General features: G+C 56.2%; 23 protein-coding genes, 1 tRNA gene and 1 pseudogene. 12 read left to right on the top strand and 13 right to left on the bottom strand.

Going from position 1 to position 24577, the window contains the following annotated elements:
- On the top strand, positions 1-1248 hold the full coding sequence (locus tag Electrica_RS03600; protein ID WP_141963481.1) for a sugar ABC transporter permease: 1248 nt from the start codon (positions 1-3) through the stop codon (positions 1246-1248).
- 51 nt (positions 1249-1299) lie between these two features.
- Here the strand turns inward: Electrica_RS03600 and Electrica_RS03595 are convergent, their stop codons facing one another.
- The 3 genes from Electrica_RS03595 to trmB are packed head-to-tail and all read right to left on the bottom strand — an operon-like array spanning position 1300 to position 3115.
- Positions 1300-2019, bottom strand: a complete 720-nt coding sequence (locus tag Electrica_RS03595) for a YggN family protein (RefSeq protein WP_141963479.1) — start codon at positions 2017-2019, stop codon at positions 1300-1302.
- Between the two features lie 50 nt (positions 2020-2069).
- Positions 2070-2396, bottom strand: coding sequence for a YggL family protein (locus Electrica_RS03590; protein ID WP_131048577.1), 327 nt, complete (start codon positions 2394-2396; stop codon positions 2070-2072).
- On the bottom strand, positions 2396-3115 hold the full coding sequence (gene trmB, locus Electrica_RS03585; protein WP_131048576.1) for a tRNA (guanosine(46)-N7)-methyltransferase TrmB: 720 nt from the start codon (positions 3113-3115) through the stop codon (positions 2396-2398). The genes Electrica_RS03590 and trmB overlap by 1 nt, the downstream gene beginning before the upstream one ends.
- 136 nt (positions 3116-3251) lie before the next feature.
- Here trmB and mutY point away from each other — a divergent pair, with 136 nt between their 5' ends.
- From mutY to Electrica_RS03565, 4 genes are all read left to right on the top strand, one after another.
- Positions 3252-4310: an A/G-specific adenine glycosylase gene (gene mutY, locus Electrica_RS03580; RefSeq protein WP_141963477.1), complete on the top strand. Its 1059-nt coding sequence runs from the start codon at positions 3252-3254 to the stop codon at positions 4308-4310.
- Positions 4311-4337: 27 nt separating this feature from the next.
- Positions 4338-4613 (top strand): oxidative damage protection protein, encoded by a 276-nt coding sequence (locus Electrica_RS03575; protein WP_004867532.1) that lies wholly within the window; start codon positions 4338-4340, stop codon positions 4611-4613.
- Positions 4614-4663: 50 nt separating this feature from the next.
- Positions 4664-5746: a membrane-bound lytic murein transglycosylase MltC gene (mltC, locus tag Electrica_RS03570; protein WP_142255834.1), complete on the top strand. Its 1083-nt coding sequence runs from the start codon at positions 4664-4666 to the stop codon at positions 5744-5746.
- A 240-nt stretch (positions 5747-5986) separates the two neighbouring features.
- Positions 5987-7243 (top strand): nucleoside permease, encoded by a 1257-nt coding sequence (locus tag Electrica_RS03565; RefSeq protein WP_131048574.1) that lies wholly within the window; start codon positions 5987-5989, stop codon positions 7241-7243.
- A gap of 89 nt (positions 7244-7332) precedes the next feature.
- Here the strand turns inward: Electrica_RS03565 and citG are convergent, their stop codons facing one another.
- From citG to Electrica_RS03525, 8 genes are read right to left on the bottom strand one after another with little or no spacing between them, the layout of a single operon-like run.
- Positions 7333-8136, bottom strand: coding sequence for a triphosphoribosyl-dephospho-CoA synthase CitG (gene citG / locus Electrica_RS03560; protein ID WP_141963475.1), 804 nt, complete (start codon positions 8134-8136; stop codon positions 7333-7335).
- On the bottom strand, positions 8114-8653 hold the full coding sequence (gene citX / locus Electrica_RS03555) for a citrate lyase holo-[acyl-carrier protein] synthase (protein WP_131048572.1): 540 nt from the start codon (positions 8651-8653) through the stop codon (positions 8114-8116). The genes citG and citX overlap by 23 nt, the downstream gene beginning before the upstream one ends.
- A gap of 4 nt (positions 8654-8657) precedes the next feature.
- Entirely contained in the window at positions 8658-10175 is a 1518-nt protein-coding gene (gene citF, locus Electrica_RS03550) for a citrate lyase subunit alpha (protein WP_141963473.1), read from the bottom strand.
- A 10-nt stretch (positions 10176-10185) separates the two neighbouring features.
- A complete protein-coding gene (gene citE, locus Electrica_RS03545) occupies positions 10186-11061 on the bottom strand; it encodes a citrate (pro-3S)-lyase subunit beta (protein WP_004867558.1) in 876 nt (291 codons plus the stop codon).
- Positions 11061-11351 (bottom strand): citrate lyase acyl carrier protein, encoded by a 291-nt coding sequence (gene citD / locus Electrica_RS03540; RefSeq protein ID WP_141963471.1) that lies wholly within the window; start codon positions 11349-11351, stop codon positions 11061-11063. The genes citE and citD overlap by 1 nt, the downstream gene beginning before the upstream one ends.
- 16 nt (positions 11352-11367) lie before the next feature.
- On the bottom strand, positions 11368-12387 hold the full coding sequence (gene citC, locus Electrica_RS03535; protein ID WP_141963469.1) for a [citrate (pro-3S)-lyase] ligase: 1020 nt from the start codon (positions 12385-12387) through the stop codon (positions 11368-11370).
- 13 nt (positions 12388-12400) lie between these two features.
- A complete protein-coding gene (locus Electrica_RS03530) occupies positions 12401-13264 on the bottom strand; it encodes a fumarylacetoacetate hydrolase family protein (RefSeq protein WP_131048570.1) in 864 nt (287 codons plus the stop codon).
- A gap of 17 nt (positions 13265-13281) precedes the next feature.
- Entirely contained in the window at positions 13282-14643 is a 1362-nt protein-coding gene (locus tag Electrica_RS03525; protein WP_100683453.1) for a 2-hydroxycarboxylate transporter family protein, read from the bottom strand.
- Positions 14644-14860: 217 nt separating this feature from the next.
- Here Electrica_RS03525 and Electrica_RS28355 point away from each other — a divergent pair, with 217 nt between their 5' ends.
- Genes Electrica_RS28355 through Electrica_RS03515 form a run of 3 tightly spaced genes read left to right on the top strand, consistent with a single transcriptional unit; the run spans position 14861 to position 17310 of the window.
- The gene (locus Electrica_RS28355; RefSeq protein ID WP_167686208.1) at positions 14861-15082 is read left to right on the top strand and encodes a hypothetical protein; all 222 of its coding nucleotides are present in this window, start codon (positions 14861-14863) and stop codon (positions 15080-15082) included.
- Positions 14991-16628, top strand: a complete 1638-nt coding sequence (locus Electrica_RS03520) for an ATP-binding protein (protein ID WP_131048569.1) — start codon at positions 14991-14993, stop codon at positions 16626-16628. The genes Electrica_RS28355 and Electrica_RS03520 overlap by 92 nt, the downstream gene beginning before the upstream one ends.
- Positions 16618-17310: a response regulator gene (locus tag Electrica_RS03515; RefSeq protein ID WP_141963467.1), complete on the top strand. Its 693-nt coding sequence runs from the start codon at positions 16618-16620 to the stop codon at positions 17308-17310. Before Electrica_RS03520 ends, Electrica_RS03515 begins: the two co-directional genes overlap by 11 nt.
- Positions 17311-17353: 43 nt before the next feature.
- On the opposite strand, the gene Electrica_RS03510 is transcribed toward Electrica_RS03515, so the two are convergent.
- Positions 17354-19510, bottom strand: a complete 2157-nt coding sequence (locus tag Electrica_RS03510) for an ornithine decarboxylase (RefSeq protein WP_141963465.1) — start codon at positions 19508-19510, stop codon at positions 17354-17356.
- A 436-nt stretch (positions 19511-19946) separates the two neighbouring features.
- On the opposite strand from Electrica_RS03510, the gene Electrica_RS03505 reads away from it, so the two are divergent.
- The 4 genes and pseudogenes from Electrica_RS03505 (at position 19947) to Electrica_RS03490 (ending at position 23522) form a co-directional block, all read left to right on the top strand.
- Positions 19947-20660 (top strand): DUF554 domain-containing protein, encoded by a 714-nt coding sequence (locus Electrica_RS03505; protein ID WP_131048567.1) that lies wholly within the window; start codon positions 19947-19949, stop codon positions 20658-20660.
- A 105-nt stretch (positions 20661-20765) separates the two neighbouring features.
- Positions 20766-20841 (top strand) — tRNA-Phe (locus tag Electrica_RS03500).
- Positions 20842-21454: 613 nt separating this feature from the next.
- Positions 21455-22975, top strand: a pseudogene (locus Electrica_RS03495) (IS3 family transposase).
- A 226-nt stretch (positions 22976-23201) separates the two neighbouring features.
- A complete protein-coding gene (locus Electrica_RS03490) occupies positions 23202-23522 on the top strand; it encodes a hypothetical protein (protein WP_019211386.1) in 321 nt (106 codons plus the stop codon).
- A gap of 190 nt (positions 23523-23712) precedes the next feature.
- Here Electrica_RS03490 and Electrica_RS03485 read toward each other — a convergent pair.
- Positions 23713-24557 (bottom strand): IS5 family transposase gene (locus Electrica_RS03485; protein ID WP_141963343.1). Its coding sequence is split into 2 segments (ribosomal slippage): positions 23713-24212 and positions 24212-24557, totalling 846 coding nucleotides; the frame shifts between segments, so codons are not numbered across the junction.
- Positions 24558-24577: the final 20 nt, after the last annotated feature.

Raw genomic sequence — 24577 nt, 5'->3', positions numbered from 1 at the left:
ATGAACAGCAAGACAGCATCCCGCCCCGCTCTTGATCGCAGCGATGAGCGCGTCCGGCACAACGACGGCCTGTTCGGCGTGGTACGTGCGCAGATCAATCGTATCAAAACCGGCGATCTGGGTACCGCGCCGGTCATCGCCGGGCTGATCGTTATCTCCCTGGTTTTCACCTGGCTCAACCCGGTCTATATCGCCCCCAATAACCTCGTTAACCTGCTTTTTGACTGCGCTACCGTGGGATTTATCTCTCTGGGGATCGTCTGCGTACTGATGCTCGGCGAAATCGATCTTTCGGTGGGCTCAATGAGCGGACTCTCTTCGGCGATCGTTGGCGTACTGTGGGTTAATGCCGGCTGGCCGGTTGCCGCGGCGATTGCCGTGGCGCTGCTGTGCGGTCTCGCCGTCGGGCTGCTTTACGCTCTGCTGTATAACCGCGTCGGCATGCCGAGCTTCGTGGCGACGCTCGCCGGTCTGCTGGCGCTGCTCGGGCTGCAGCTGTATATTCTCGGTCCCAGCGGCAGCATTAACCTGCCCTACGCCTCGCCGCTGGTGCGCTTTGGCCAGCTACTGGTGATGCCGGGCTGGTTCTCTCATCTTATGGCGCTGTTGCCCGGACTGGCGATGCTGATATTTGGCCTCAAAACGCGTACGCGCCGCCTGGCGGCGAACCTGTCGGCGGAAGCCGTCAGCTCGCTGTTGTTGCGCGCGATTCTGCTGACGGTGATTTTTGAAGCCGCCGTGCTCTATCTCAATCTCGGGCGCGGCGTGCCGTGGATTTTCGGCCTGTTCGTCGCCTTCGTGATGCTGCTCAACTATGCGCTCAAGCGGACGAAATGGGGGCGCTCCATGTTTGCCGTTGGCGGCAACCGCGAAGCGGCACGCCGTTCGGGGATCAACGTGCGGGCTATTTACGTCAGCGCCTTTGTGCTCTGTAGCACGTTCGCCACCTTCGGCGGTATTCTGGCCGCTTCCCGGCTGGCCTCGGCAAGCCAACAGGCCGGGACCGGCGACGTGAACCTGAACGCCATTGCGGCGGCGGTTATCGGCGGCACCAGCCTGTTCGGCGGGCGCGGCAGCGCCTGGTCCGCTCTGCTGGGGATCATCGTGATTCAGTCGATTTCGAATGGTTTGACGTTGTTGAATTTGCCGTCATCGCTGCGCTACATCATTACCGGCTGCGTGCTGGCGATTGCGGTGATTATTGACTCGCTGGCCCGCCGTTCCCGCGTATCGCACGGACGCGCCTGAGAGGTGTACGCGGTGTGCCCCGGCGAGAGCCGCGGCACACCGCAAAGAACGTTATTTCAGGGAACTCACCAGCGCCTTGCGGCTGTCTTCAAGGGAGACGACCCGGCTACAAACGTCTTTGCCAAATTTCTGGAAATCCGCTTCCTGATTTTTCCATTCATCCTGAATCGCCGTTTGCAGGCCGCCGAGGCTGCCGAGGATCCCCTGCAGCGGATTGCCTCCGCCTTTCAGAACCGCCTTCGCGCCCATCTCGTTGATACTGTCCTGCAGAATACCGCCCATCGCCTGATTAATCAGTTGCTGGCCGTCGGCGCGCACCTGATCGATCGCTTTGTAATGGAAAGTGAGGCCGTCGCTGCGACGTTCAATAATGCGGTTCATCTGGGTTTTCAGCTGCGCGTCAAGTTTGGTCAGACGACCATGCATACTGCTGCTGGCGCCAACCTGTTCGGTAATGATTTTATCCAGCGCCTGACGCCCTTTTTCGACGCGTGAACGCGCGCCGTCATCAATCCACGGCAGGCTGCTGCGCAAGCCGGCCTGATAGTCCTCGGCCTGCTCGCGCTGGGCCGCAGTCAGAGGATACTGTTTTCCGTTATAGGTCAGATTGCCGTCCGGCTTAATCACCAGATCGCCGTTCTCCCCTTTGACCTGCACCTGATGCGGGCTGAGGATCACGTCGTCACGCGGCGTGACGCTACATTGGTAGTCCGCGTGCGCGGACAGAGCGGTAACGGACAGCGCCACCGCCAGCAGCGTTTTGCGCATCATAAAACTCCCTTAAGACAAAACGGGTCGGCAGTTGCCGACCCTTGTCAAACTTAGTCCCACCAGACGTCAAAAAGTTCGCTGGTGCGCACATCGGTCAGCCCGCGTTCTTCCAGCCACTTACGCACGATAGCCTGATGCTCTTCGGTACATTTACCGATTTCCTGCATGCAGATCAGCCCTTCCCAGGAGAGGTAACCGCTGCCGTCAAACGCCAGTTTGTTCGGCTCAATCACCTCCTCAATCAGGTCATTGACGGTGCTATCGATATGCTCTTCAGTACTCCCTTGCGGAAAACGCCATGCGACGGAAAAACCGATTTCCTGAAACTCGTCGATATGCATTTTTTTACGCAGACGACGGCTACGATTCTTTGCCATTATTTCACCCTCTCGAACATTAAGTCCCATACGCCGTGGCCAAGACGATGACCACGCTGTTCAAATTTGGTTACCGGACGCGATTCCGGGCGCGGTACATAATCGTTGCTTTCTGACAGGTTACGATACCCTTCCAGCGATGACATCACTTCCAGCATATGCTCGGCATACGGCTCCCAGTCGGTCGCCATGTGGAAGACGCCGCCCAACTTGAGCTTGCTTTTTACCAGCTCCGCAAAAGGCGCCTGTACGATACGGCGTTTATTATGCCGCGCTTTATGCCACGGGTCAGGGAAAAACAGCTGCACCATGTTAAGAGAATTATCCGCAATCATGGTGTGGAGCACTTCGACCGCATCGTGACACATCACGCGCAGGTTGTGTACGCCCTCTTCTTCGGCGGAGGCCAGGCAAGCGCCGACGCCCGGCGAGTGCACTTCGATACCGAGGAAATTCTGTTCAGGCCTGGCTTTCGCCATCGCCACCAGCGAAGCGCCCATGCCGAATCCTATCTCCAGCGTCGTCGGCGCATTGCGGCCAAACAGCGCGGCGAAATCGAGCGGCGCATCGTTGAACTCAACGCCCATCACCGGCCAAATGTTATCCAGCGCATGCTGCTGCCCTTTGGTCAGGCGGCCCTGGCGGCGGACGAAGCTACGAATACGGCGCAGCGGGCGGCCGTTTTCATCGAATTCCGGAGATATGACGTCGTTTTTCATAAAAGTTAGGTCTGCTTGTGAGAGTGTGCGGAAAACGGGCATTATCCAAAGTTAACCGACGGATGCAAGGGTTTACAGCCTGTCGCCCTTATGCTGCAATCTGCCACCCTGATATCGCGATTCCGGAGCTGTAGCTTTGACTTTTCTCGCCACGCAATTTTCAGCCCAGGTGCTGGACTGGTACGACAAATACGGGCGTAAAACCCTGCCATGGCAAATGGGTAAAACGCCTTACAAAGTATGGCTCTCCGAGGTGATGTTGCAACAAACGCAGGTCGCCACGGTTATTCCCTATTTTGAACGCTTTATGGCGCGCTTCCCGACGGTTATCGATCTGGCCGAGGCGCCGCTGGATGAAGTGCTGCATCTCTGGACCGGCCTGGGCTATTACGCCCGCGCGCGCAATTTACATAAGGCGGCGCAGCAGGTGGCGAGCCTGCACGGCGGCGAATTTCCGCAAACCTTTGATGAAGTGGCGGCGCTGCCCGGCGTCGGGCGTTCCACGGCCGGGGCGATTTTATCCCTCTCCCTTGGCAAGCATTACCCGATTCTCGATGGCAACGTGAAGCGCGTGCTGGCCCGCTGCTATGCGGTCAACGGCTGGCCGGGGAAAAAAGAGGTTGAGAAACGATTATGGCAGATAAGTGAAGAGGTCACGCCGGCAAAAGGAGTCGAGCGCTTTAACCAGGCAATGATGGATCTGGGGGCGATAGTCTGCACCCGTTCAAAACCGAAATGCGAACTTTGTCCGTTAAGTAACGGTTGCATCGCTTACGCAAATCATGCATGGGCACAATATCCGGGCAAAAAACCGAAGCAGACCATTCCGGAGCGAACGGGCTATTTCCTGCTGATGCAGCACGGCAACGAGGTGTTGCTTTCCCAGCGTCCACCGGTCGGCTTATGGGGCGGATTATTCTGTTTTCCGCAGTTTGAAGAGGAGGCCGCGCTGCGCGAATGGCTGGCTCAGCGTGGGATAAAGGATGATAATCTGACGCAATTGACCGCGTTCCGCCACACTTTCAGCCATTTCCATCTGGATATTGTGCCGATGTGGCTTAGCATAGATTCATCTGGCGCATGCATGGATGAAGGCAGCGCACTCTGGTATAACTTAGCGCAGCCGCCGTCGGTTGGACTGGCGGCTCCCGTGGAGCGCTTGTTGCAACAGTTGAAGGCCGGGGCTCTTGCATAGCTTTCTGGCGACTAAAGAGGATGACTAATGAGCAGAACGATTTTTTGTACTTTCCTGCAGCGTGAAGCGGATGGCCAGGATTTCCAGCTGTATCCGGGTGAGTTAGGCAAACGCATCTATAACGAGATTTCGAAAGAGGCGTGGGCTCAGTGGCAGCACAAGCAAACCATGTTAATCAACGAGCAAAAGCTCAATATGATGAACGTGGAGCATCGCAAGCTGCTGGAACAGGAGATGATCCAGTTCCTGTTTGAAGGGAAAGATGTGCATATTGAAGGCTACACGCCGCCTGAAAAAAAGTAAGAGTCCTCTGACTCTTAAGCACAACAAACACAACGCACACTCCCGGAATGATGAAAAAATATTTAGCGCTAGCGCTCATTGCGCCTTTGCTCGTTTCGTGTTCCAGCTCAAATAAAAAGGGCGATGGGTATAACGAAGCCTGGGTTAAGGACACCAACGGCTTCGATATCCTGATGGGCCAGTTCGCCCACAACATCGAAAATATTTGGGGTTATAACGAAGTCCTGCTCGCCGGGCCGAAAGACTACGTTAAGTATACCGATCAGTATCAGACCCGTAGCCACATCAACTTTGATGAGGGCACCATCACCGTCGAGACCATCGCCGGTACCGATCCGACCGGGCGCTTACGCCAGACCATCATTAAGACGCTGTTGATGGGCGACGATCCGGGGTCAATCGACCTCTATTCCGATGCCGACGATATCCAGATTTCGAAAGAGCCGTTCCTGTACGGACAGGTGGTGGATAACCACGGCGATCCGATTCGCTGGGAGTGGCGGGCCTCGCGCTATGCCGATTATCTGCTGCAAACGCGGCTGAAAAGCCGCAGCAACGGCCTGCGGATGATCTACAGCATCACCATTAATCTGGTGCCGAACCACCTCGACAAACGCGCGCATAAGTATATCGGCTACGTTCGCCAGTCGGCGCGCAAGTATGGCGTCGATGAGTCGCTGATTCTGGCGATTATGCAGACCGAATCCTCTTTCAACCCGTACGCCGTGAGCCATGCTGACGCGCTGGGCCTGATGCAGGTTGTGCAGCACAGCGCCGGGAAAGATGTCTTCCGCGCGCAGGGGAAATCGGGCCTGCCGAGCCGCAGCTATCTCTTCGATCCGGAGAATAACATTGATACCGGCACCGCCTATCTGGCAATGCTGAATAATGTGTATCTGTCAGGTATTGATAATCCGACCTCGCGCCGCTATGCCGTGATCACCGCGTATAACGGCGGCGCGGGAAGCGTATTGCGGGTATTCTCCAGCGATAAGATCCAGGCAGCCAATATTATCAACAGCATGACGCCGGGGGATGTCTATTCCACCCTCGCCAACCGTCACCCGTCGGCGGAATCGCGCCGCTATCTTTATAAGGTCAATACGGCGCAGAAATCCTATCGCCGGAAATAAGTCTGTCTCCTCGCCCGGCCCTTTCCAGACGTGAAAGGGCCGGGTTTTCCCGCGTTTCCCCCATCTTCTCCATAGGAAAATGTTATTTGCATCACAATCTAATCTGCAAATTAATGGGGATTGCATTTTTTTGCGGAAGGTAACAAAACATCGCGGCGTTAACTGATAGGATTTCATCAAATTGCAACCCCGAATGTAATTATCAAAACACATCCCCCGCTTACTCGTGAGGAAAATAACATGAACCTTAAGCTGCAGCTTAAAATATTGTCGTTTCTGCAGTTCTGCCTGTGGGGTAGCTGGCTGACTACACTTGGCTCCTATATGTTTGTGACGCTCAAGTTCGACGGTGCGTCTATCGGCGCCGTTTACAGCTCACTCGGCATTGCGGCGGTGCTGATGCCAACGCTGCTGGGTATCGTGGCGGATAAGTGGATCAGCGCGAAGTGGGTTTACGCGCTGTGCCATCTGGTGGGGGCCGGTACGCTGTTTATGGCGGCCCAGGTCACCACGCCGGGGGAGATGTTCTTTGTGATTCTGCTTAACTCGCTGGCCTATATGCCAACGTTGGGCTTAATCAACACGATTTCCTACTACCGCCTGAAATCCGCCGGTCTTGATATTGTGACGGATTTCCCACCGATTCGTATCTGGGGCACCATTGGCTTTATCATGGCGATGTGGGGCGTCAGCTTCGCAGGTTTCGAACTGAGCCACATGCAGCTGTACATCGGCGCGGCGCTCTCCGTGGTCCTCGCGCTGTTCACCCTGACGCTGCCGCACATTCCGGTCTCCAATCAGCAAAAAAACCAGAGCTGGAGCAGCATGCTTGGCCTCGACGCCTTTGCCCTGTTTAAAAACAAGCGGATGGCGATTTTCTTTATTTTCTCCATGCTGTTAGGCGCAGAGCTGCAAATCACCAACATGTTCGGGAATACCTTCCTGCACAGCTTCGATAATAACCCGCTGTTCTCCGGGAGCTTTATCGTTGAGCACGCATCGGTGATGATGTCTATCTCCCAGATCTCCGAAACCCTGTTCATACTGACTATCCCGTTCTTCCTGAGCCGCTATGGCATCAAGAACGTGATGATTATCAGTATTTTCGCCTGGATGCTGCGCTTCGGTCTCTTCGCCTATGGCGATCCGACACCGTTCGGCACCGTGCTGCTGGTTCTGTCGATGATTGTTTACGGCTGCGCCTTCGACTTCTTCAACATCTCCGGTTCGGTGTTCGTCGAGAAAGAGGTGAGACCCGAAATCCGCGCCAGCGCCCAGGGGATGTTCCTGATGATGACCAACGGCTTCGGCTGTATTCTCGGCGGCGTGGTGAGCGGGAAAGTTGTCGAGATGTATACCACCAACGGCATTACCGACTGGCAGCCCGTGTGGCTGATCTTCGCCGCCTACTCGCTGGTTCTGGCCATTGCCTTCATCGCGCTGTTCAAGTACAAGCACGTTCGCGTGCCGAACGGTGCGCAGCCGATTGCGCATTGATCCTTGATGTGTTGTGCCCGGTGGCGGCTACGCCTTACCGGGCCTACAAACCGCAAACCGTAGGCCGGGTAAGCGTTAGCGCCACCCGGCTATTTTATTGCAGAGAGCACCCACCCCACCGACAGCAAATCCGCACTGCCGCCCGGGCTCAGATTGCGTTCAATCAATGCCTTATCCATCTTAAGCAACGTCTCGCGATCCCAGCCATTAGCCAGTAATTCCCGCGCGTAGCCCTGAACGTAGCGCAGCCCTTCAATACCGCCGCGCGACACCAGATTACTGTCCGGATTCACCGCCATCAGGCGCAGGAGCAAATCATGCAGCTGGCGGCCGTTCCACTGCGGCAAGACACGACGCACCGTCGCAAAACCGCTTTCCGCTTCACCGCGTGCGCCGGTTAAGCCCAGTTGCTGAAACTGACGTTCGCCTGCGGTTGCTGCCGCGCTGCGACCCGCCAGTTCGCGCGCCACCAGCCCCTGACACAGCATCCCCACTTCGCTACAGAGGCTTGATGCGGTCACCTCCCGCACTCTTCCGGCGGCAAAACAGAGCAGCCCGAGAGAAAATATCCCCCCTTTATGAGTATTCACGCCGCCGGTGGCGGCATACATCGCCTGCTCGCAGGCCATGCCCATCGGGCGCAGCAGGCGCAGCTGCTCGCCTGGCGGTTGGTCGGCGCAGTCGCTCCCTAGCCTGGTAAAGCGGGAGAACCACGGCGTAATCGCGGTAATACTGCGGGCAAACAGCGCGTGGTCCATGTCGTGGTGGGCCCCGTTGTTGAGTCGGTCGACCAGCCCTGGTTTGGGCGTCAGCTCCAGCTCCTGCCACAGGGCCTCTTCCGCCAGACGAGGAACGTCAATGGCACCGCACTTAGTCGCGAGCAAACCAGTCATTGATTATCTTCTCCACGCCTGCCACCACCTGCCCGACCGGATGTTTGCGCGAGCGCGAGCAGACATGCGCCGGCTCATCACACACCAGGCAGCGGCGCATGTGCAGCCCCAGCGACAGGCGGCCAACGTGGCCCTCCTGCGGACAGATCACATCCAGGTCCCACAGCCTGCCGAGCGGATGACTCTGCTCCAGCGCCACGCAGTGAGCCTTAATCTCCGGGGCATGGTGCGCCACGGACCACATCGCTTCAGGCCCTGTCGGGAGCCACAGCACCTGGCGCTCCCGCACCGGCCAGCGATTCTCCCATAGCAGCTGGTCGCACATCTGGAGCGCCACGCCCATCGTATTGCGGTAACGGAGACTATTTTTTACCGTTCCCGGCGTCACCAGGGTCAGCGAAATAATCGGCTGTTGATAACGTCTTAGCCAGTCAGCCTGGCGCGCCGCGCGGCACTCTTTCGCCGCCAGCCACGCCTCCAGGCTGACACCCGCCTCCACGGGTGTCGCGGTTATCATGTTGCTACTCCTTAACCTGACGCACGGTATCGATCACCCGCCCGTCGCGGTAGCGAATGACGCCGACAATTTTGTCGGTGAACTCAATCGGTCTGGGAACCCCGCAGAGCGAGATAGCCCGCGCATACAGCGCGTCGATATCGACGATGTTCATCCCGGCGGTAATCAGGCGCGCGCGGATCTCCGGTCGTGCCGGATTCACCGCAATGCCGTGGTCGGTGACCAGGACATCGATGCTTTCTCCCGGCGTCAGCCGCGTCGTCACTCGCTTCACTACCGTGGGAATGCGGCTACGCAGCAGCGGGGCGACGACAATCGTCAGGTTGGCCGCCGCCGCCACATCGCAGTGACCGCCGGACGCCCCGCGCATGACGCCATCGGAACCGGTAATCACGTTAACGTTGAAATCGACGTCGATTTCCAGCGCGCTGAGAATAGCCACGTCCAGCTGGTCGCAGCTCGCCGCCTTGCTGCCCGGGTTGGCATAAACGTTGGTGGAGATCTCCACGTGATTGGGGTTGCGCGCCAGCGAAGCGGCCGCCTGACCGTCGAAGCACTGGGTATCGAGCAGCTTTTCAATCAGCCCCTTCTCATGCAGATCCACCAGACTGCCGGTAATCCCCCCCAGCGCAAAACGGGCTTTCACGCCGCTGCGCTCCATCTTCTCCTCCATAAAGCGGGTGCAGGCGGTGGCCGCCGCGCCAGAACCGGTCTGCATGGAGAAGCCGTTACGGAAATAACCGGCATGCTCAATCACATCCGCCGCATAGCGGGCGATCATCAGTTCACGCGGATTGCTGGTGACGCGCGCCGCGCCGACGCTGATCTTCGCCGGGTCACCCACGCTATCCACCTGCACAATGTAATCCACCTGATCCTGCATCAGGCTGGCGGGCATATTGGGGAACGGCACCAGCTCTTCCGTCAGCAGCACCACTTTATGGGCAAAGTGCGCATCGACCATCGCATAGCCGAGCGAACCACAGCAGGAGCGCCCGTGGGTGCCGTTGGCATTGCCGAATTCATCGCTGCACGGTACCCCGAGAAACGCGACGTCAATGTTCAGCTCACCATCCTGTAATAATTTCACCCGCCCGCCGTGGGAATGGATCTGCACCGGCTCATCCATCACGCCGTGGGAGATAGCCTCCGCCAGTTTCCCGCGCATCCCGGAGGTATAAATGCGGCGAATCACCCCGCTCTGGATATGTTCGATAAGCGCATCGTTACAGGTCATCAGTGAACTGGAAGCCAACGTCAGGCCTTTAAAACCCATTTGCGCCAGCTGCGCCACCACGCTGTTAATCACCCGATCGCCTTCACGGAAAGCATGGTGAAAAGAGATAGTCATTCCATCCTGCAGGCCGCTGCGCGCCACCGCCTCCTCGAGGGATTCACACAGCTTACGACGATGTTTTTCCTCCACGTCGGCCAGCCATGGCGTGGCGCTGAGGGCAGAATCAAACGGTTTTAAATCCCGCAGATGGGGGAAGGTCGCATGGAGAAGTTCTGTCTGGTTCATTGTTTTATCCTTAACGGCGCACGCCGGAGGCGGCCGCGCGTTCCAGCACTCTCTGTGCGTGGTTAATAATCGGGGCGTCGACCATTTTGCCGTTGAGCGAGACCACACCCAGGCCATTGCGTTCCCCCTCCTGCGCGGCCTCAATCACTAACTGCGCGTGTTCGACCTCCTGCCGGGTTGGCGCATACGCATTGTGCAGCAGGTCAATCTGACGCGGGTTAATCAACGATTTGCCGTTAAAGCCCATCTTGCGGATCAACTCGACTTCGCGCAGGAATCCGGCTTCGTCGTTCACATCTGACCACACCACGTCGAAGGCATCGATACCGGCTGCCCGCGCGGCATGCAGTACCGCACAGCGGGCGTAGAACAGTTCGGTGCCGTCGCTGCGTTCGGTCTGCATGTCCATCACATAATCAAAGGCCGCCAGCGCAATGCCAATCAGCCGCGGGGAACGGCGGGCAATGGCGACGGCGTTAATGACGCCAACGGCCGACTCAATCGCCGCCATGATGCGGGTGGAACCCACTTCACGCCCGCAGTCGCGCTCGATACGCACCAGGTGGCTTTCCAGTTCGTCGATATCTTCCGGGGTATCGGTTTTCGGCAATCGGATCACGTCCACGCCAGCCCGTACGGCGGCTTCCAGATCCAGCAAGCCAAACGGCGTACTCAGCGGGTTAATGCGTACCACGGTTTCGATATCCTGATACATCGGGTGCTGGAGCGCATGCCAGACCAGCAGGCGCGCGCTGTCTTTCTCGCGCAGCGCCACCGCGTCCTCAAGATCGAACATGATCGAGTCCGGACGATAGATAAAGGCGGTAGAAAGCATGGCTGCGTTAGCGCCCGGCAGGAATAACATGCTACGACGGAGCCTGTTCATCACAGTGTCCTCCAGTCGATATGCGGCTCATCGGCGGCGCGCAGCACCGCGCTTTGCAGTCGCGCGCGAATGACGCAATCCAGCGCGCCTTTGTCTTCGATGATAATCAATCCCTGCCGCACCGCCATGGCGCGCAGCGTTTCCTCAACCACCTGACGAATCTGTTCGCCAAACTGCTTTATCACTTCACTGTGGATGACAATCTCCAGCTCGCCGTCGGCGGGGGCGATTTTCACCATCAGGTCGCTGGACTCCTGGGTACCGGCCAGCGCCTCCCTTATAATTTTCATGGTAGTTTCCTGATAATTAAGCGACTTCCGCGCTGTAGTGCGCTTCGAGATGCGCGAAAGTGGATTCCGGGACAATGTCCCGAATACGAGAATACTGTTCTGTCTTCAGTAAACGGCGGACTTCCGAGGCCGAAATGGCGCTCCCTGCCGCCTTGATACGCGGCATCTCCACCACCTCGATGCTGCCAGCCAGCCGTTCATGCAGCGTCTGGTTGTACTGACGGGTGATATCGCAAAACGGCTCGGAGCCGATAAAACGATGGGTAATGCCGAGAGCGGGCGCGATGTAGTCGCGAAAGATCAGCACGTCGATTTCGCTCCACGCCTGCTGCACTTTCCCGCTCTCTTTGAGGAAGTAGGCGGGAAAAGTGGCACGCGAGATGATGTACTGCGAGCCCTCGTGTACGGAGACATTCGCCAGATGCGCCACCCCGGCCCGTACCATCTCCAGACGCGCGGCGAACGGAAAGAAGGAGGCATCTTCGCGTACCACAAACAGATGCAGCCAGTCGCAGCGTGCCGCCGCGTGTTCCACCAGATGGCGGTGGCCAAGCGTGAACGGATTCGCGTTCATGACAATCGCCCCGATATCCTTGCCGGGCCGGCGCAGAGCGCGCAGCGAACGGCAGTAGCGGGCGATGCCCTGCGGCGTGTTCTCCATCAATACCGCGTTATTGCCACTGCGGGCGACAGGCCAGAAGCCGCTGCGGGTAAAGCGCTCCTCATTACAGGGCCGGGTGCAGAGGAAGAGATGAAAATGGCCGCGCGCGAGGGCGACGTTTTCCACTTCCGCCAGCAGCCGCGCGCTGAGATTCACACCGCGCAGCCGCTCATCGACCGCCACGCATTTGATAACGTTGGCGGCCAGCCCCGCGCAGCCCACCAGTTGCCTTGCGCACCAGGCTTCAACAAACAGCGTAATATCGTTGTCCATCCCCAGACCGCTGTCCGTCAGCAGGTAACGAATCTGGCTCAGACGTTCCGGGTGTTGGGCGACTTCCGTGAAACGAAAGTCGATAGCGGGTTGCGAGTCCATCTTCACGCCTTACTCAGTGTGCCGTCGTCAGCGGGTTGGCTGGCGCTTCCATGATCACATTGCTGAGATGGCCAATATGCTCAATCTCAACCTCGATGCGATCGCCCTCCTGCATAAACAGCGGCGGGTTACGCTTTTTCCCCACCCCACCCGGCGATCCGGTGATGATCACATCGCCCGGGCTTAAGCGGGTGAAGGTGCTGATATACTCGATCAGCTCCGCCACCTTGTGGATCATGCTGCTGGTGTTGTCATCCTGCACCATGCGGCCGTTCAGCCAGGTGCGGATCGTCAGTTGATGCGGATCCGGGATCTCATCAGCGGTCGCCATCCACGGGCCGAATGCGCCGGTCTGCCGCCAGTTTTTCCCCGCGGTAAACCAGCTGTGCTGCCAGTCGCGTGCGGAGCCATCCATGTAGCAGCTGTAGCCGGCAACATGGCGCAGCGCCTCCTCGCGGCGGATGTTCTCGCCGCCTTTGCCGATAATCACCGCCAGCTCGCCTTCGTAGTCAAATTCGCGGGAATGGCGCGGTTTCAATACCGGCGCGTTGTGCGCCGTCTGGGAATCGGCAAAGCGGACAAACAGCGTCGGCGCCGGGTTGTGCTGATCGAACTCTTTGCGCTTATCGGCATAGTTCATCCCCACGCAGAGGATCTTTTCCGGCTGTTCAATCACCGGCAGGAAGGTGACGGCCTCCATCGGCACATCCACCGCGTCATGGAGATAACGGGTGGCCTCCGCCAGCCCGTTGCCTTGCAACAGCGCCTTGAGGTCGCTGTAGCGGTCGCCGAGACGGCGACCTAAATCAATGATGCCTTCCGCTTTGACGATGCCGAAGCTGCGGACGCCCTGATAGATAAAGCTTGCGAGTTTCATTGTTTTTTCCTGAAAACTTAAACGAGGAAGTTGCCCAGAATCAGCAGCGAGATTGAGACGTTAATCGCACCGCCGATACGGGTGGCAATCTGGGCGAACGGCATCAGGCTCATACGGTTGCCGGCGGTCAGAATCGCCACATCGCCGGTTCCGCCCTGTCCGCTCTGGCAGCAGGAGACGATGGCGACATCAATCGGGTGCATGCCAATCTTTTTGCCGACGAAGAAACCGGTCGCCACCAGCGCAGAGACGGTGCTGATAATCACCAGCAGGTTACTGACGGTGAAAGCGGCGACCAGTTCGTGCCACGGGGTGATAGCCACGCCGACGGCAAACAGGATGGGATAGGTCACAGAGGTCTGGAAGAATTTGTAGACCACCTGCGAACCTTCAAGAATGCGCGGGGAGACGCCGTTAAACAGCTTCACCAGCACCGCCATAAACAGCATGCCAACCGGTGCAGGCAGACCAATCAGCTTGTGACCCAGCATCCCCAGCATATAAAGCAGTACCGCCAGCAGCGCGCCGGAGGCGATGGTGGTGACGTCGACTTTTCCGGAGGAGGCAGGCTGTGCAGCGGTTTCATCGCTATTCGCGCGGTTGGGCATCAACTGGCCTTCACCGGTCAGGTGCGGATAGCGTTTGCCAAGCTGGTTCAGACAGCCGGAGATGATAATGGCGGTGAGGCCGCCGAGCATCACCATCGGCAGGACGCGTCCCAGCGCCACGCCCTGATCCATATGCAGCAACGTCGCATAGCCTATCGAGAGCGGGATCGCCCCTTCACCCACGCCGCCCGCCATGATCGGCAGGATGATGAAGAAGAAGATCTGGAACGGTTCAAGGCCGAGTGCCAGCCCCACGCCCATGCCGACGATCATGCCGACAATTTCACCGCACAGCATCGGGAAGAAGATGCGCAGAAAGCCCTGGATCAGCACCGTGCGGTTCATACTCATGATGCTGCCGACAATAATGCAGCAGATGTAGAGGTAGAGAATATTGGTGGATTTGTAGAATTTGGTGGTGGACTCCACCACCACATCCGGCAGCAGGCCATAGTAGACCAGCGCCGAAGGGATGAAGGTCGCGCAAATCGCCGCCGCGCCGAGTTTGCCGACGATCGGCAGGCGTTTACCGAACTCGCCGCAGGCAAAACCAAAAAACGCCAGCGTGGCAACCATCACCACGATATCGCTCGGTAACTTCCCCCCCAGACAATCGATGGCGATAAGCAGCCCGGCAAGAACAAACAGCGGTAAAGGAATGATCCCCACTTTCCAGCTATCCATAATATGCCACCAGCGCTCTTTGAACGAAGGTTTGTGAATATCAATTGGATCCTGAGTAACAGAGAAAGAATCGTCAGTCGTGCTCATAATTAAGCCCCTTGGTTATTTTGTGCAGGCAGCTTAATGTGCCCAAAGCAGACTTAATGTGAGGATCAGCATATTAAAACCGAAACTTTAATGGGGGCTATGGTTTTAATGGTTTCTTTTATTTTATGTGATTCACAGTTTATTTATTAGCGTGGTTTTTATGGTTTATTTTCTAAAATGAACAAACGAATAACATTTATTAACGTAAATTTAAGATATGCTGCGGCAGCAATATTTTCGGCGTGCCGGGCGCTTGTGCAAAGGATCACAAGTTTCCGGCAAAGCAGATGCCAGCCGGAAAAAAGATGATATATTAGCCACTTCCATTGATAGCCTGCGTGATAGCGATGAAAATGTCATTTCAAATAAAGCTGTTCATTTCACTGACGGCCTTTTTCTCAGTACTGTTGGTGCTGTTGGGAGGCTATTATTATATTGATGTCGAAAAGCAGCTGTATATGGAAATGAGCATGCGGGCAAAAATACAAGCAGAAGAAATCGCCATCATCCCTGTATTACGCGAAAATATCGCCAGAAAGGATATTCCTGCAATCACTAATTTTATGCAAAAAATAGCGGCGCGCAGCGACGCCAGTTTTATTGTCGTCGGCGATAACCAGGGCCGTCATTTGTTTCATTCGGCCTTCGCCGACCGGGTCGGCACTCTGCTTGTCGGCGGCGATAACGAGGAGGTGCTGAAGGGCGAAACCACCACCACCATTCGCCAGGGCGGTCTGGGGATTTCGCTACGCAGCAAAGCACCTGTCTTCAGTGAAGATGGTCAGGTGGTGGGTATTGTCTCCGTGGGCTATCTCACCAGCTACCTTGATACCATCACCGTCAGTAAAGCCGTCAATATCCTGATCGCTGCCATTTTGCTGCTCGTGGCCCTGTTTGTGTTCTCGTGGTTTTTCACCCGCAGCATTAAGAAGCAAATTTTCTCGCTGGAGCCGCGTGAAATCGGCCTGCTGGTGCGCCAGCAAAAGGCGATGATGGAGTCTATCTACGAAGGGGTGATCGCTATCGATGACCATTTGCGGATCGAGGTGATCAACCAGGCGGCGCGGAAGCTGCTGGGCCTGAACCAACCCGCCCGACAGCTACGCGGACAGCCGATCGGCCAGGTGATCGCCCCCGTCCCCTTTTTCTCGCCGCCAACGATGTTGCAACGGGACACGCATGATGAGATCTGTCGGTTCAACGATCTGACGGTGATCGCCAGTCGCGTACGGATCATGCTGGAAGATTCGCTGCAGGGCTGGGTGATTACCTTTCGCGATCGCAATGAGATAGACACCCTCAGCGCCCAGCTCAGCCAGGTGAAACGCTACGTCGACAATCTGCGCATCATGCGCCACGAGCAGCTCAACCGCATGACCACCCTCTCCGGCCTGCTGCATATGGGGCGCTATGAGGAAGCCATCCACTCTATTCAGGCCCAGTCAGAACATGCCCAGGAGCTGCTGGACTTTATCTCGTCGCGCTTTCATTCACCAACGCTGTGCGGTCTGCTGCTAGGCAAGGCCTCCCGCGCCCGCGAAAAAGGGGTGCAACTCAGCTTCGATCCGACCTGCCGGATGGAAAGACCCTTCGGACAACTTGCCGAATCAGAGCTGATTTCAATTATCGGCAACCTGCTGGATAACGCCATTGAGGCGACGCAGCGCGCGCCGCTGCCGCACGAGCCGGTAGAGGTGCTGATCAAGCTGAATGCGCAAGAGCTGATCGTCGAAGTGGCCGATCGGGGGGTCGGCATTACGCCCGCCTTGCGCGAGCGGATATTTGAACGCGGCATCACCACCAAAACCTGCGGCGACCACGGTATCGGGCTGTACCTGATCGACAGCTATGTCAGCCAGGCTGGCGGGGCGATCGAAGTCGCCGACAATATGCCCCGCGGCGCGATTTTTTCACTGTTTATTCCCGCCACGGGAACCGCCTGGCGCCCGGAACGGGAACTGGAAGAGACCGACTATGCAACATGAACTTATCGATGTACTGATCGTGGAAGACGAGCACGCCCTGGCGCTGCTGCATGCGGAGCTGATTGGCAAACATCCGGGACTGCGGCTGGTGGGCATTGCCTCATCCCTGGCCGACGCGCAGACGCAAATTGAGAGTAAGCGACCGCAGCTGGTGCTGCTGGATAACTACCTGCCGGACGGAAAAGGAATCACGCTTATCGATAATGCGATGCTGGCACGTACCCACTGTTCGGTCATTTTTATCACTGCCGCCAGCGATATGGATACCTGTAGCCTGGCTATCCGCAACGGCGCATTCGACTACATCCTCAAGCCGGTATCGTGGAAGCGTCTGAACCAGTCGCTTGAGCGCTTTATGCAGTTTGCTGAACAGCAGCGGGTATGGAAGATTGTCGATCAGCAAAACGTGGATTCCCTGTATCAACTGCAGGCGAAAAACTACCGCCAGGATAGCGGCAGCAAAGGCATAGAGGGGAATACGCTGGCGCGGGTGCAAAATCTCTTTAGCCACCATACGCTGCGCTGCTTTTCGGTGGACGAAGTCGCGAGTACGACGGGGCTGAGTAAAACCACCGCCCGCCGCTATCTGGAACACTGCGTGGAGAGCGGTTTTCTCAGCGTGGAGATGCAATACGGCAAGATTGGCCATCCGCGCAGAATGTACCGACATAGCGCGGGCTGAGCCGCCGCCCCTCTCCCGACACTTCGCGGGAGAGGGGCCGGTATTAAGAAAGGCGCACAGCAGCCTGGTTCAGGACATAGCCGTACAGCCGCTTGATGCCGTCAGAGTCCGTCTCGCTATAGACCCCCTGCAGCTCGGGTGAAAAACCGGGCAGCATGTTGACGCCCTCTTCCAGCGCCAGGAAATAGCGCAGCACCGCGCCGCCCCAGATTTCTCCCGGCACCACGCACAGCACGCCCGGCGGATAGGGCAGCGCCCCTTCAGCGGCAACCCGGCCTTCCGCCTCGTTTAACCGTACCAGCTCAACGTTGCCGCGAATAAACTCGCGGTTGGCATCCTGCGGGTTCATCACCACGCGCGGGAAACTGTGCTTACGGAACATCTCTTTTTGCAGATCCTTCACGTCAAAGCTGACGTACAGATCATGCATCTCCTGGCACAGCTCGCGGAGGGTGTAATCGCGATAGCGCACCGGATATTTGTTATAGATAGTCGGCAGCACGTCGGCAAGCGGCGTGTCGGCTTCGATGTGCTGTTCAAACTGCGCCAGCATCGCCACCAGGCGGGCCATTTTTTCCGTACTCTCGGCCGGCGTAAGCAGGAACAGGATCGAGTTCAGATCGCACTTCTCCGGCACAATGCCGTTCTCACGCAGGTAGTGCGCCAGAATGGTCGCCGGGATACCAAACCCGGTATATTCGCCGCTTTCGGCATCAATGCCCGGGGTAGTCAGCAGCAATTTACACGGGTCGACAAAGTACTGCTCGCTGGCATAACCGTCAAAACCGTGCCAGCGGGCGCCCGGTTCAAAGCTGAAGAAACGCCGCTCGCGGGCAATCGTCTCGGTAGGATAATCCTGCCACGGGCGCCCCGCCACTACCGGCGGGATAAACGGCTGAATCATTTTGCAACTGGCGATAATCGCCTTGCGCGCTTCAATCCCCTGCACCACGCACTCCGCCCACAGTCGGCGGCCGCTCTCTCCTTCGTGGATTTTAGCGTTCACGTCCAGCGCCGCAAACAGCGGGTAAAACGGGCTGGTAGAAGCATGCAGCATAAAGGCGTTATTTAGCCGCTTATGCGGACAGAATCGCGCCTGGCCGCGCAGGTGGTTATCTTTTTTATGGATCTGCGACGTTTGCGAGAACCCCGCCTGCTGCTTATGCACCGACTGGGTAACAAAAATGCCCGGATCGTTTTCATTCAGATCCAGCAGCAGCGGCGAGCAGTCGGCCATCATCGGAATAAACTGTTCATAGCCTACCCACGCGGAATCAAACAGAATGTAGTCGCACAGGCCGCCGATTTTATCCACCACCTGACGGGCGTTGTAGACCGTTCCGTCATAGGTGCCCAGCTGAATGACCGCCAGGCGAAACGGCCGCGGCGTATCGGCTTTTTCCGGCGCCACTTCCCGAATCAGATTACGCAAGTAGTGTTCATCAAAACAGTGGTTATCGATGCCGCCGATAAAGCCAAACGGGTTTCGCGACGCTTCGAGATAGACCGGGGTGGCCCCCGCCTGAATCAGCGCGCCGTGGTGGTTGGATTTGTGATTGTTGCGGTCGAACAACACCAGGTCGCCGCGCGTCAGCAGCGCATTACACACGACTTTATTCGCCGCCGAGGTGCCGTTGAGGACAAAATAGGTTTTGTCGGCATTAAAGACCCTGGCCGCGAACTTCTGCGCGTGCTTCGCCGAGCCTTCGTGGATCAGCAGGTCCCCAAGTTTCACATCGGCATTGCACATATCGGCACGAAAGACGTTCTCGCCAAAGAAGTCAAAAAACTGGCGGCCCGCCGGGTGTTTTTTAAAGAACGCGCCGTGCTGATGCCCCGGGCAGGCAAAGGTGCTGTTGTCCATCTCGACGTACTGCGTCAGGGTATTGAAGAACGGCGGGAGCAGATTCTCTTCATAGCTGCAGGCGGCGGCCTCCAGTTCGAGCCACTCCTGCTCCTTCCCGCCAATCATCGCCGTCACGCCGTCTGGCTTTTCCATGTCGCTATCGGTCAGCAGATAGACCGGCAGGTTAAAGCCGCTGCGTTTCAGCAGAGAGAGGATGCCGCTGCGGCTGTCCGCTGCGGTAATGACGACTGCCGCCACATCGGTAAAATCAGTACTGTCCAGCGCCACTACGCGGCGGTGGGTAGAGAGATGAGAGACCAGCGCGTGGCTGGCGGCAATGTGCAGTGATTTCATTAGCGCGAATACCCGTTTCCGGAGAGTAAAAGGCTTCAGGCAAAGCGTTAATACCTTGCCCAACGAAATGTCAGGGTCCGACTGGATTCCAGCTCCGACCGCCAGACATCAGTAAAAGCAGACCGGGTCCGATTTTACTGTTGTCCTGCAGTGAGCCTGCGCTGCCTTCACCGCATGAGGTGCAGGGAATCAGAATGCAGAGTAGCAAGATGAGACGGCTTACGCATCCGCGTACAGCGGCAATGATGATGTACGGAGGGGGAGATCATCGGCGGCCTCATCGCTGAAGAGAAGAAAATTCGCGCAATAATGTCACCTTTAACATACCTGCGCAAGATGAAATCTGTATGCAAATACGATACGTATTTGCAGGCCTTTACCCTGCTTTCGGGTCATAATAATGCCGTTGTCAGGGATAATTTACAGGAGCACTGCTGTGGTGACAGGACCTTTTATTAATGCCGGCGCGGTCCTTTTAGGCGGCGTACTGGGCGCGCTGTTAAGTCAGCGGTTGCCGGAGCGGATTCGGACATCGATGACCTCTATTTTTGGTCTGGCCTCATTGGGGATTGGTATTTTGCTGGTAGTGAAATGCGCCAACCTGCCGGTGATGGTGCTCTCCACGCTGGTCGGCACGCTGCTTGGCGAAGCCTGTAATATGGAAAAAGGCATCAATACCGTGGTCAGCAAACTGCAGCAGTGGCTCACGCCGACAGGTAAAAAAAAGGCGCAGTTGAATACGTCATTTATTCAGAGCTATGTCGCCATTATTGTTCTGTTCTGCGCCAGCGGTACCGGAATTTTCGGCGCCATGCGCGAAGGGATGACCGGCGATGCCAGCATTCTGATCGCCAAAGCTTTCCTCGACTTTTTCACCGCCACGATTTTCGCCTGCACGCTGGGGTTTGCCGTTTCAGCCATTTGCGTACCAATGCTGCTCATCCAGCTCACGCTGGCGGCCTGCGCGTCGCTGATCATGCCGCTCACCACGCCGATGATGATGGCCGATTTCAGCGCCGTCGGCGGCATGCTGCTGCTGGCGACCGGGCTGCGCATCTGCGGAATTAAGATGTTTGCGGTGGTGAACATGCTGCCGGCCCTGCTTCTGGCAATGCCGATTTCAGCGGCCTGGACGCTTTTTTTCACCTGAAAACGGGTGCTTTTAATTCAAACTGGTGATAGATTGTGCAGTCTGCATCGATTTGAATAAATTTCGTTGACGAAGCGAGGCGAATCGGTTTTAATGCGCCCCGTTGCCCGGATAGCTCAGTCGGTAGAGCAGGGGATTGAAAATCCCCGTGTCCTTGGTTCGATTCCGAGTCCGGGCACCACTCATTTAAAGAAACCAGCTTAACGGCTGGTTTTTTGCTTTCTGGGGTTCCGGTAGATTTCTGGTCGTGTCGACCACAGGAGACACTGCTTTTACACCTTGGGCCCTCCTGAGCATTGTCCTTTATAGATGCCCTTCCGGTCACTGTGCCAACGTCTGCTGGTCTTCACTCTGCCAATAAATACTATTTCCATTAGGTATACCTATTGGTGAATTGATCATTGCAAGGCAGAATCCGGTCTTTGTCCGGTCAGGAGAAGACAAGCAGCATCGCTTCACTTCGGAGCTCTGCAAAACACTACCGCGCTGGTAGGCTTGCTCAACCCTTCACAATCCCGGAAAGTATTCCCGGCCTTGCTCACGGTACTCAATAAAATCGGTTATCAGCCCTCCGTCAACCAACTTTTCCCAGCCACTGTTAAGCCTCCAGTAAGTGAAGTTAATGGCGGCGTTAAAATCCCTGCTGAGCAGCAATTTAGGTCTGGCATAGCGTCAATGAAGGTCCGTTCCGTGCCAGAAGCGGACTGATTGCACTTCAGCCGCCCGGCGGCCCTCAGTGTCAGGATAGTTGTCACCCCCTCTGAAAAATCAATCTGAGGGCGACGGAGTGACAAATGAAACGAATTTCCCCTGAACGAAAAGCCAGCACACTGGCAAAACTGCTACCGCCCTACAACATGACCGTTGCCGCTGTTGCGCAGATGGAAGGAATATCCGAAGCTACCCTGTATAACTGGCGTAATCAGGCTAAATCAGAGGGAAAACCGGTGCCCGGCGCAGACAAAACAACAGACCAGTGGTCCGCAGAAGCGCGTTTTGCCGCTATTGTCGAAACAGCCACATTCAGCGAAGCTGAAGTGGCAGAATAATGCCGTAAAAAAGGCCTTTATCCGGAACAACTTATTCAGTGGAAACAGGGCTTTTTGCAGGTCTCTGCGCCTGTGGATAAAGCGGCCCTGAAACAGAGCCAGAAAGAAATTAAACAATTGAAAAAAGAGCGGGTTCGTAAAGAAAAGGCTCTCGCGGAGGCTGCTGCCATACTGGTTCTGCGAAAAAAGCTCAGGGACTACTACGGGGAAACGGACGGGGACGACTGACCCAGGAAGATGAGCGGCGGCAGTTTATTCTGTGGGTTAATGAAGCCGTGGGAGCCGGAGCCCGGCGTGTCATCGCCTGCCGTGAAGTTCAGCTGAGCCTGCGTACCTGGCGCCGCTGGCAGTGCTGCCCCCGTGACCGCAGGACTGAAACCATCAGGCCGGTACCGTTTAACCGGCTATCTCCTGAGGAAGAAAGCCGGATACGGGATATCGGATATCTGCCATCAGCAGGAATATGCCAGCCTGCCGCCATCCCAAATCGTGCCACGACTGGCAGACAAAGGCCTTTATCTGGCCAGTGAATCGACGTTTTACCGCGTACTGCGGCGCTCAGGAGAAGTGCACCGCCGAGGACGTCAGGCGCGGATGCAGAAAATGACACCACCCACAACGTACACGGCGATGGAGCCCTGCCAGGTGTGGTCCTGGGATATAACCTGGTTACCGTCAACGGTGCGTGGCCGCTGGTTTTATCTGTACATGATAATCGACCTGTACAGCCGTAAAATCACCGGTTATGAGGTGCATGAAACAGAAAGTGGTGAACAGGCTGCAGCACTGATGCAACGCAGCGTTCTGCGTGAAGGCTGCTGGCGTCAGCCGCTGATGTTGCACGCCGATAACGGAGCGGCGATGAAATCTCAGACGTTGCAGATGAAACTGTATGAACTGAATATCACGGCCTCCCACAGCAGGCCACGGGTGAGTAATGATAACGCGTATGCCGGGTCGCTGTTCCGGACGCTGAAATATGTGCCCCAGTGGCCGTCATCAGGGGTCAGAACACTAGAGGATGCGCGTCACTGGATGGATAAATTTACCCGGTGGTATAACGAAGAACACCGTCACAGTGGAATACGCTATGTGACTCCGGGAGAGCGGCATCGGGGTGAGGACAGCGTCCTGCTGAAACAGCGTGATACCCTGTACAGGCAGGCACAGAAAGCGCACCCGGAGCGCTGGTCAGGTCAGACAAGAAACTGGCAACCGCAGGGCTCTGTAACACTGAATCCGGAACGGGAAAAACAGGCCGCGTAAATTAACTAAGGGTGCCAACTACCTTGACACTTACCGCCTATACCACACCCCATCACGTTGATACGCGACCAGATTGCCATACTGCACCAACAAATTTATCGAGATGGAAACAAGGAATCGTATCATTTTCGAGCGTTTGACCACAGATCTACAATTGTGATAACCCTAAGATAGGTATCGTATTTTAAGGAACTTTATCTTTAATTGACTACGTAAGGAAAGGGTTATGCACAATCAGCATGATGTGTTCATAGACGCTATACATACCAAAAAGAAACTAAGAATACGATTCTACTCTGAAGACGATGGGCGTTACATTGAAAGAGTATGTGCACCAATGGATCACGCTGCCGGAACTAGAATCAAAGATGGGATCCCACGATATTGGGTTTGGGATTTTGAGAGCGATAAAACTAATCACACCCTCCCTTTAAGGGAAGAGCGTATCGAGTATATGATTGATACAGGCGATCATTTTGAACCTAGTTCCTTTGTTTCATGGCGTCCAGCATGGGTAATTGATAGGGATTGGGGCCAGTACAGCTGAGTTCTATTGGCTGCATCAAGGTTATCTTGCAGCCGCTATTTAGCGGCTTTATACCCTAACTCTGTCGATGAACGTTTGAAAGGGATCTTTAGATGGGTGTTGAATTCCGCTTCATATATAAGAATTCCTTTCTTATATCAATAACCTATTCACTCCTTCCTTAAGCACAGAGTAAACTAGGCTGTGTCCTTTAATTGCATAATTTTTTGTAAAACAGTCTAATGCAACCCAGTTTCACCATCGCCAGATAATTCCTCGCCGTTTTGTCGTAACGCGTGGCAATGCGACGGTATTCTTTCAGACAGCCAAAACACCGCTCAACAACGTTGCGATTACGATAAGCATCACGATCAAGCTGTGAACGACCATCTGCTGCCATTTTTTCATTAGATTTCCGCGGGATAACCACTTTTATCCCTTTTCGTTTCAGCTCATTGCGAAGCGCATGTCCTGAGTAGGCTTTGTCAGCCAGCACCGCATAACCACGACGTTTCATGCTGCCGTTCTGGCGCTGAACACCAATTCCGTCCAGAAGGCGTAATGCGAACTGGCTTTCGTGAGCCTGTCCGGGACTCAGCACGATATTTAACGGGAGACCGCCTGCATCCGTCGCCATATGGATTTTGGTGCCAAAACCACCGCGAGAGCGACCCAGCCCATGATCTCCGGCGATATCGGGATGTTTTTTTGCGCGCCGGCGGCGCACCTGAGTGCCCGGATATTGCTGCCATCCAGCGCAGTAGCTGACCAGTCAACGAGGCCGTGAGCATCAAGAGAAGAAAGCAACCTGTTGAAAATAATATTAATCACACCCGACTTAGACCACCGGTTAAAGCGGTTATATACGGTTTTCCATGGGCCGTATCGTTCAGGTAAATCACGCCATGGGGCACCAGAGCACAACACCCAGAACATGCCATTGATGATCATACGATGCTCCGCCCATGGGCGTCCGGCCCGTGGTGTTGCAGGTTGAGCGGGCAGTAAAGGCTGGATGATATCCCATGCTTCATCGGGAAGGTCGTAGCGGGCCATAGTTCAATATGTTGTAGAAA

This window comes from Klebsiella electrica, from assembly GCF_006711645.1.
Taxonomy (GTDB): domain Bacteria; phylum Pseudomonadota; class Gammaproteobacteria; order Enterobacterales; family Enterobacteriaceae; genus Klebsiella; species Klebsiella electrica.
This window is presented reverse-complemented; position numbering and strand designations above follow the sequence as displayed.

Coding starts and splice junctions, on each gene's coding strand:
- Electrica_RS03600 (WP_141963481.1), top strand. CDS start 1: ATGAACAGCAAGACAGCATCCCGCCCCGCTCTTGATCGCAGCGATGAG.
- Electrica_RS03595 (WP_141963479.1), bottom strand. CDS start 2,019: ATGATGCGCAAAACGCTGCTGGCGGTGGCGCTGTCCGTTACCGCTCTG.
- Electrica_RS03590 (WP_131048577.1), bottom strand. CDS start 2,396: ATGGCAAAGAATCGTAGCCGTCGTCTGCGTAAAAAAATGCATATCGAC.
- trmB (WP_131048576.1), bottom strand. CDS start 3,115: ATGAAAAACGACGTCATATCTCCGGAATTCGATGAAAACGGCCGCCCG.
- Electrica_RS03575 (WP_004867532.1), top strand. CDS start 4,338: ATGAGCAGAACGATTTTTTGTACTTTCCTGCAGCGTGAAGCGGATGGC.
- mltC (WP_142255834.1), top strand. CDS start 4,664: ATGAAAAAATATTTAGCGCTAGCGCTCATTGCGCCTTTGCTCGTTTCG.
- Electrica_RS03565 (WP_131048574.1), top strand. CDS start 5,987: ATGAACCTTAAGCTGCAGCTTAAAATATTGTCGTTTCTGCAGTTCTGC.
- citG (WP_141963475.1), bottom strand. CDS start 8,136: ATGACTGGTTTGCTCGCGACTAAGTGCGGTGCCATTGACGTTCCTCGT.
- citX (WP_131048572.1), bottom strand. CDS start 8,653: ATGATAACCGCGACACCCGTGGAGGCGGGTGTCAGCCTGGAGGCGTGG.
- citF (WP_141963473.1), bottom strand. CDS start 10,175: ATGAACCAGACAGAACTTCTCCATGCGACCTTCCCCCATCTGCGGGAT.
- citE (WP_004867558.1), bottom strand. CDS start 11,061: ATGAACAGGCTCCGTCGTAGCATGTTATTCCTGCCGGGCGCTAACGCA.
- citD (WP_141963471.1), bottom strand. CDS start 11,351: ATGAAAATTATAAGGGAGGCGCTGGCCGGTACCCAGGAGTCCAGCGAC.
- citC (WP_141963469.1), bottom strand. CDS start 12,387: ATGGACTCGCAACCCGCTATCGACTTTCGTTTCACGGAAGTCGCCCAA.
- Electrica_RS03530 (WP_131048570.1), bottom strand. CDS start 13,264: ATGAAACTCGCAAGCTTTATCTATCAGGGCGTCCGCAGCTTCGGCATC.
- Electrica_RS03525 (WP_100683453.1), bottom strand. CDS start 14,643: ATGAGCACGACTGACGATTCTTTCTCTGTTACTCAGGATCCAATTGAT.
- Electrica_RS28355 (WP_167686208.1), top strand. CDS start 14,861: ATGCTGCGGCAGCAATATTTTCGGCGTGCCGGGCGCTTGTGCAAAGGA.
- Electrica_RS03520 (WP_131048569.1), top strand. CDS start 14,991: ATGAAAATGTCATTTCAAATAAAGCTGTTCATTTCACTGACGGCCTTT.
- Electrica_RS03515 (WP_141963467.1), top strand. CDS start 16,618: ATGCAACATGAACTTATCGATGTACTGATCGTGGAAGACGAGCACGCC.
- Electrica_RS03510 (WP_141963465.1), bottom strand. CDS start 19,510: ATGAAATCACTGCACATTGCCGCCAGCCACGCGCTGGTCTCTCATCTC.
- Electrica_RS03490 (WP_019211386.1), top strand. CDS start 23,202: ATGCACAATCAGCATGATGTGTTCATAGACGCTATACATACCAAAAAG.